Consider the following 4131-nt stretch of genomic DNA (forward strand, 5'->3'; position numbering starts at 1 on the left):
GGTTCGCTCTCACGTTTGGTCGGGTGTTCGCTCGCTACTGCGCTGTCGATGCATCTTCCGCGGATGCTTGTGTCATCCGGTGCGCGGGGCATGTCTGCTGCCGCGCCTCGCTTCTCTTGATTTCTCTGAGTGTCGGTCGCGCGGTTGGGTGGGGATGGTTTGGTGCAAATCGAATCGGGGCTTAACGTCACAGACAAATTGATCGCCAACGTCCCTTCGGATTTGAAACCTGGCGATTCCGTTTGGGTCGAACGTGAAGATACAACGATGGGGATAAACTGATGGCATTGGTCGAACTACGTGGCGTGTGCAAAAGCTTTCGCAAGGGTGATGAAACGATCACACCGCTTGACGAAATTGACCTGAACATTGAGGCGGGCGAGTTCGTTTCGCTGATGGGGCCAAGTGGTACTGGAAAGAGCACGCTGCTCAACTTGGTCAGCGGAATCGATCATCCTGATGCCGGAACGATTCATGTGGCTGGAACCGAAGTGACCAAGCTTTCTCGCGGGAAGTTGGCCGATTGGCGTGCCGCGAATTTGGGATACATCTTTCAAACCCACAATTTGATTCCGGTGTTGACGGCTTATGAGAATGTGGAGCTGCCAACACTGCTGCTGAAGATGACCGGTGCGGAACGTCGACAGCGTGTTGAGTTGGCACTCGAAGCCGTGGGGCTGAGCGATCGTGCCGACCATTACCCGCGGCAATTGTCCGGTGGACAAGAACAACGTGTCGGGATCGCCCGAGCCATCGTGGCGCACCCGAAGGTTGTCGTGGCCGACGAACCGACCGGCAGTTTAGACACGGAAACGAGCGAACAGGTGCAGATCTTGCTGCAGCGATTGAACAAGGAACTCGACATCACGCTGTTGATGGTCACCCACGACACGGACGCCGCCAAGATTGCATCGAGACAGTTGGTGTTGGATCGTGGCAAATTTCGCGAGGTCGGATTGGTGGAAACCTCGGGAGTACGTTGAACTCAGGTGGCTTTGGCTGTCGGGTGAGTGATCACAGACTGGAAGCCTTTTGGCCTGTCACAGCTAAAAGTTAGGGCTGATCGTAGTGGACGAAGCCACGAGTCCTTGGATTTGACGCCAGTTCAGGACTCGAGGCCTCGTCCACTACCATCAAAACAAGTCGCGACAGACCACTGTGCCACATTGGACGATTCCGAATTCGGAGAGACATTATGTTTCGTTATGTTTTGAAAACACTTTGGCGACATCGCACGCGGACGCTGCTGACCGTGACTGGCGCTGCGGTGGCGATGTTTGTGTTCTGCTTTGTCGGTTCCGTCCAAGAAGGTTTGCAACGCCTGATGACGGGCTCGGATGCGGATCGCAACTTGATCGTGTTTCAAGAAAATCGGTTTTGCCCAACCAGCAGTCGTTTGCCGGAAGATTATGATCGTGTGATTGCAGAAATCCCGGGCGTGCGGGACGTGATGCCGATCCAGGTGTGGACGAACAATTGCCGAGCCAGTTTGGACATTGTGGTTTTCAATGGTGCCGCCCCGAAACAAATCCAGCAAACTCGCCCATTGAAATTGATCAGTGGGAATTGGCAGCAATTTGAGTCAGCTCGCGATGCCGCGATTGTCGGCCGCAATGTGGCTCAGCGTCGAGGATTGAAAGTTGGCGATCAATTCACGATTGGCGATTTATCGGTCCGCGTCGCGGGAATCTTTGAATCCAACGTTCCGTCGGAAGAAAACTTGATTTACACCAGCCTGCAATTCCTGCAATACACCCGAGGCTTGGACGCGGCCGGATTGGTGACTCAGCACGAAGTCATGCTCACCGATGACGCCGACCCTGATCGCGTGGCCGCCGCGATCGATCAAAAACTGCGGGCCGGCGCGGTGGCGACCAAGACTCGCCGGAAAGGAGCCTTCCAAGCCAGCACGCTTTCCGACTTGGTGGATTTGATCGGATTCGCTCATTGGTTGGGCTACGCCTGCGTGGCGCTCGTGTTGTCGCTGGTTGCGACCACCACGGTGATGAGCGTCCAGGACCGCATCAAGGAATACGCGGTTTTGCAGACCGTAGGCGTGCGGCCACTGCGTGCGATGCGATTGGTGCTGGCCGAAAGTACTATTCTGTGCATGGTGGGTGGGGTCGCTGGAACGACGTTGGCTCTCACCGCACTCGGATTCGGCGGATTCGCAATCGGTGCCGAGGGAGCCACGATCGCGTTTCGACCTTCGTTGGGGCTGGCAGTCACAGGAACGATGGTGTCCGTGTTGGTCGGGATGCTGGCCGGATTGATCCCCGCGATCCAGGCGGCAACTGTTCCGATCGTCAACGCATTGCGACAAGCCTGACTCGCATTCGCAACGTGGCCGCACGCGAACAACAAGCGACGGATTGGAATGGTGGCGTAGGCTGCCAGCCTGCCTTCAGAGCAATCGCAGGCCAGTGGTTTGTCAAAGTGAAGAGTTAGAATGAATCGTAGTGGACGAGGCGACGAGTCCTTGGTTTTGGCGGCAGTTCAGGACTCGTCGTCTCGTGCACTACCCTGAAAATAAGTCGTAACAGACCATTAGAAGCCTAGGTCCCTTTTCTCCACCGTCACATGCATTGGTTGAACGCCCCAGAAGTTCGCGTTGAATGACGCCGCGAAACATTTTCGCAAAAAACTAAGAAATGGATGAGGTGCAAACGCACGGAAACACGCAGGGTGAATTGAGGCGAAGAACGCTTTGCCACTCGCTACCCTCTTCCGTTGAAAATGAAATGAAAACCCAACTGAAACGAATCTTCGAGCTCGCCGTTCAGTTCGTTCTCCCGGCCTTGCTGGCTGCCTCAGCCCTTCCGGCCGCAGAGCAATCCGGTCTGGCGTCCTCCCATTTCGAATTGAAAAGTCGGCTCTGTGATGTGAATCCCAATTGGTCTGGAAAGCTTCCCAGTCAACTCGATCTCGTCGAACTGGGAACTGCAACCGACGAAGTCTCCCTGTTGCAAATGCACTTTCAACTGGTGCTCGATCGACTCAACGTGGCCGACGTGGATGACCTCAAGGATTCGCAATTGGAGGAGCGGCATCGCAACATCAACCGCCTTCGCGAATACATGCTGCGTGGCGAATTCCCTCAGAACGTGTTTGTCGCCGGGCGTCGTCCCGTCTTCATCGATCCATGGGGCGTTCACTGCGCTGTTGGTCATTTGATCGCTGTTTCTGGCCATGCTGACTTGGCTCAACAAATCAACCGTGAGCATCGTTTGAATGTGCTGAACGACATTCAAACCAAAGGTCTCGCCGAGTGGCAGTCGGCTTCAGGGCTTCGCATGGAAGAGTTGGCATTGATTCAACCCCACTACCAATTTCGGTTGAACAGCCAAACCATTCAGTATCCCGCTGAGTTGGAATCGCTGATCCTGGGGGATTCTTCTGCGATTCTGAAATCGTTGAGCAACGGCGAATTGGCATTGGATTCTCGCTGTGGAGGAAAGACGCTTCTGCACTTCGCTGCTGCGGCGGGCGACCTCGAGTTGGTGAAACGCTTGGTCGAAATGGGAGCCGACATCAACGCTGTTTCAACGTTGGGATGCGACGAAGCAGTCATTGCCAACCGTGGAAAGCACGCACGGTTCGAAATTCGGTGGGATGCAGCGACGCAAGTGACCAACGAGGAAAGCCGCTTGCAGTTGGGACGCGTCTACCAAACGACACGAGGTGCGTACGTCGCCGATGTTCTACAGGATTTTTTTGGTGGTGTGGCAGAGAAGAACGCATTGGATTTCGCCACTGCGAAACCTCGACCGACGGCGAGCAATGCTGGTCGGTACATGTACCGCCACAAAGGAATCCCGAATCCGTCCGGGAAAGCGGTTGCTGGCGACAATCCTTTGCAACGCTTGAAAGATGACCGCTCCGAAGTCGCCAAGTGGTTGCGAGAACAAGGCTTGAAATAGTCGCGGTGTTTTTCAAGAACAAACGACTCGTCCAAAGCCACCATTATCCGAAGGGAATGCACTCGCCATTCCGGTGGTAAGCACGTGAGCGGGAGTCCTTGGGCTTGATCACGTAGCGGCGTCTCTCCGAGACGCTGTCATTTGCGAGTCTCAGAGAGACTCGCCTACGTGATGCAACCCGCGACGAACGAAGCAATTGAAACAGAAAGTG

General features: G+C 55.1%; 3 protein-coding genes. All 3 read left to right on the forward strand.

Translation table 11 applies throughout. From position 1 onward, the window contains the following. Positions 1 to 281: 281 nt before the first annotated feature. The 3 genes from ACF8AM_RS05645 (at position 282) to ACF8AM_RS05655 (ending at position 3920) form a co-directional block, all read left to right on the forward strand. Positions 282 to 983 carry an ABC transporter ATP-binding protein gene (locus ACF8AM_RS05645; RefSeq protein WP_392554693.1) on the forward strand — a complete coding sequence of 234 codons (702 nt, stop codon included), beginning with the start codon at positions 282 to 284 and terminating at the stop codon, positions 981 to 983. Positions 984 to 1195: 212 nt separating this feature from the next. Next, on the forward strand, positions 1196 to 2329 hold the full coding sequence (locus tag ACF8AM_RS05650) for an ABC transporter permease (protein ID WP_392554694.1): 1134 nt from the start codon (positions 1196 to 1198) through the stop codon (positions 2327 to 2329). Between the two features lie 412 nt (positions 2330 to 2741). Continuing rightward, the gene (locus ACF8AM_RS05655) at positions 2742 to 3920 is read left to right on the forward strand and encodes an ankyrin repeat domain-containing protein (protein ID WP_392554695.1); all 1179 of its coding nucleotides are present in this window, start codon (positions 2742 to 2744) and stop codon (positions 3918 to 3920) included. Positions 3921 to 4131 lie beyond the last annotated feature (211 nt).

The sequence above is a fragment of the Rhodopirellula sp. JB055 genome (assembly GCF_043100905.1).
Taxonomy (GTDB): domain Bacteria; phylum Planctomycetota; class Planctomycetia; order Pirellulales; family Pirellulaceae; genus Rhodopirellula.